The organism is Nocardiopsis protaetiae, from assembly GCF_045446735.1.
Taxonomy (GTDB): domain Bacteria; phylum Actinomycetota; class Actinomycetes; order Streptosporangiales; family Streptosporangiaceae; genus Nocardiopsis; species Nocardiopsis protaetiae.
Genome location: NZ_JBJJBV010000458.1, coordinates 1 through 2,984, shown reverse-complemented (window position 1 = coordinate 2,984; position 2,984 = coordinate 1). Strand labels below are relative to the sequence as shown.

General features: G+C 76.0%; 3 protein-coding genes. All 3 read right to left on the bottom strand.

Annotated elements, in window-relative coordinates; translation table 11 throughout:
- Positions 1 to 13: 13 nt before the first annotated feature.
- The 3 genes from ACJOT3_RS33810 to ACJOT3_RS33800 are packed head-to-tail and all read right to left on the bottom strand — an operon-like array spanning position 14 to position 2,937.
- Positions 14 to 1,090: a mandelate racemase/muconate lactonizing enzyme family protein gene (locus tag ACJOT3_RS33810; RefSeq protein ID WP_406977200.1), complete on the bottom strand. Its 1,077-nt coding sequence runs from the start codon at positions 1,088 to 1,090 to the stop codon at positions 14 to 16.
- 4 nt (positions 1,091 to 1,094) lie between these two features.
- On the bottom strand, positions 1,095 to 2,000 hold the full coding sequence (locus tag ACJOT3_RS33805; protein WP_406977199.1) for a 5-dehydro-4-deoxyglucarate dehydratase: 906 nt from the start codon (positions 1,998 to 2,000) through the stop codon (positions 1,095 to 1,097).
- A 34-nt stretch (positions 2,001 to 2,034) separates the two neighbouring features.
- A complete protein-coding gene (locus ACJOT3_RS33800) occupies positions 2,035 to 2,937 on the bottom strand; it encodes a sugar phosphate isomerase/epimerase family protein (protein WP_406977198.1) in 903 nt (300 codons plus the stop codon).
- Between the last annotated feature and the right edge of the window lie 47 nt (positions 2,938 to 2,984).

Here is a 2,984-nt window from a genome sequence, read left to right as displayed (position 1 = left end):
GTCCCGTCCGGTGCTAGGGGAGGGGGTTGAGCGTGTCGGCGAACACCACACCGTGCCCGAGGCCGGTGTCCGCCGACAGCGCCCCGCGCTCCACCCGCACACCGGTGGGGGCGGCCAAAGCCCCCAGGTCCGCGAAGGAGGCGCGGTCGATGTCCTCGACCATCGCGGGTCGGGACAGGCACAGGGCCAGCTGCCCGGACAGCTCGGGCAGCAGGTGGGGGGCGACCGGGACGCCCCGGCGGGCGGCCGCCTCCGCGATGCGCAGGAACGGGGTGATGCCGCCCACGCGCACGACGTTGGGCTGGGCGATGTCGCACACCCCCGCGTCGATGTAGCGTTCGAACTCCTCCACCGTGCGCAGGTTCTCGCCCAGGGCGAAGGGCACCGCGGTGCGCGGGCGCAGCCGCTCGTGGGAGCGCAGGTCGGCGGCGGGCAGCGGTTCCTCGACGAAGTGCGGGTCGTGTTCGGCCAGCACCGCCAGGGCGCGGGCCGCTGCGGGCACGTCCCAGCGCTGGTTGGCGTCGACCATGAGCAGTCCGTCGGCGCCCAGCAGGGTGCGCACCGCTCGCACGCGTTCGGCGTCGCGGGCCGGGTCGGGGGAGCCGACCTTGATCTTGACCGCCCGGTGTCCGGCCGCCAGCCACCCCTTCACCTGGTCCTGGAGGTCGCTGAGGGGGTAGTCCAGGTTGACGCCGCTGCCGTAGGCGGGTACCGCCCGCCGGCGTCTGCCCAGCAGTTCCACCAGGGGTTGTCCGGCGGCCTTGGCCGCCAGGTCCCACAGGGCGATGTCGACGGCGGCCAGCGCCATCAGGGTGAGGCCGCTGGTGCCGGCCTCGCGCAGGTGCCGGTGGAGCTCGTCCCAGCGGGCGGGGTGGGCGGGCCCGCCCACCAGGGCGGGCCGCAGGTCGTCCTCGACGAGCGCGAGCACCGAGCGGGCGCCGATGAGCGGGGTCCAGGAGAACCCGGTCCCGGTGAGCCCGGTGTCGGTGTCCACGTGGACCACGACGATGTCGTTGCGGTCGACGCCGCCGTCCCACGCCCGGTGCAGGGGCAGCCTGTGGGCGCGGGCGCGCACCCCGGTGACGCGCATCGGCTCAGCCCTTCCCGACCAGGGCCAGCCCGGTCTCGATGAGCGCCGCCAGGTCGGCCTCGTCCCGGGGGGTGGGGTCGGTGAACGGGGCCCGTACCCCGCCCACCGGGAGCCCGCGCAGCCGCGCACCCGCCTTGACCAGGGACACGGCGTATCCGGGGGAGCGGTCGCGCAGCCCCACCAGGGGGTCGAAGAACTCCTCCAGCAGCCGCCCGGCCAGGGGGTCGCCGGTCTCGACGGCCTTGTGGAAGGCGTCGGCCACCTCGGGGACGAACGCGAACGCCGCCGAGGAGTACAGGGGGACCCCCACGCCGCGGTAGGCGGGGACGGTGAGCTCGGCGGTGGGCAGCCCGTTGAAGAACGTGAAGTCCTCGCCGCGCACCCGCCGCACCGCCAGCACGATCCGGTGCATCAGTCCCAGGTCGCCGACCCCGTCCTTGATCCCCACCACGCCGGGGACCTGGGCCAGTTCGGCGGCCGTCCCGGGGGTCAGGACCATGGTGCCGCGCTGGTAGACGATGACCGGCAGCCCGGCCGCGGCGGCGACCGTGCGCACGTACTCCACCAGACCGCGCCGGGGTGCGGAGACCAGGTAGGGGGGCAGCAGCAGGATCGCGTCCGCGCCCGCCTGGACGGCGGCGCGGGCCTGCTCGACGGCGGTGGCGACGCTGCCGCCCGCCCCGGCCACCACCGGCACGGCGCCGGCGACGACCTCGACGGTGCGGGCGACCACGGCGGCGTGCTCGGCCGCCGAGAGGGCGTGGATCTCGCCGGTGCCGCAGGCGGTGAACACCCCGCCGGCGCCGTGGGCGACCCCGGAGGCGACGTGGTCGGCGAGCACGTCCGGGTTCACGGCCCCGTCGGGGCCGAAGGGTGTCAGGGGGAAGAACAGGATTCCGTTGAAGCGCATGGCTCTCCTCGCGGGGGGCTGCTCGGGCAGGGGGTCACAGCACGTGTTCGATGTGGCGGCGGGCCGTGGTGGCGATGACGTCGTCGACGTCGGCCGCCCAGATGTCGGCGTTGAAGATCTCGACCTCGATGTCGCCGGTGTGGCCGGCCGCCTCCACCGCCTCGCGCAGGGACCGGACGTCGATGTGGCCGTCGCCGACCATGCCCCGGCCCAGCAGGGCGTCGGCGGGCAGCGGCAGGACCCAGTCGCAGACCTGGAACAGGGCGATGCGCCCGGTGGCGCCCGCCCGGGCGATCTGCGCCCGCACCTGGGGGTCCCACCACACGTGGTAGGTGTCCACGGTGACGCCGACCGCCTCGGCGGGGAACGGTTCGGCCAGGTCCAGGGCCTGCCCCAGGGTGGACAGCACCGCCCGGTCGGCGCAGAACATGGGGTGCAGGGGCTCCAGGCCCAGGCGGACGCCGCGTTCGGCGGCGTAGGGGGCCAGGACCGCCAGGGCGTCGGCGACGCGGGCGCGCGCCCCGTCCAGGTCGCGGTCGCCCTCGGGCAGGCCGCCCACGACCATGACCAGGACCGGGGCGCCCAGGGCTGCGGCCTCGTCGATGGCGCGCCGGTTGTCGTCCAGGGCGGGTGCGGGGTCGTGGCCGGTGAGGAAGCCGCCCCGGCAGTAGGAGGTGACCCGCAGCCCGGAGCGGCGCACCAGGGCGGCGGCCTTGTCCAGGCCCAGGTCGGCGACGTGTTCGCGCCACAGGCCGATCGCGGGCACCCCGGCGCGCAGGCAGCCGTCGACGGCCTGGACGAGGGTGCTGGGGCGGACGGTGGCCTGGTTGAGGGAGAGCCGGGCCAGGCGAGGGTCGCCCGGTTCGGGGGTGGGGACGGTGGCCGGGAGTCCGGTGGGGACGTCCACGGCGGCGGGGGCGGGGGCGGGGGTGCTCACTGCCGCACCCCCGACACGTCGAGCAGGGCGCGCATGCGGGCGACGGC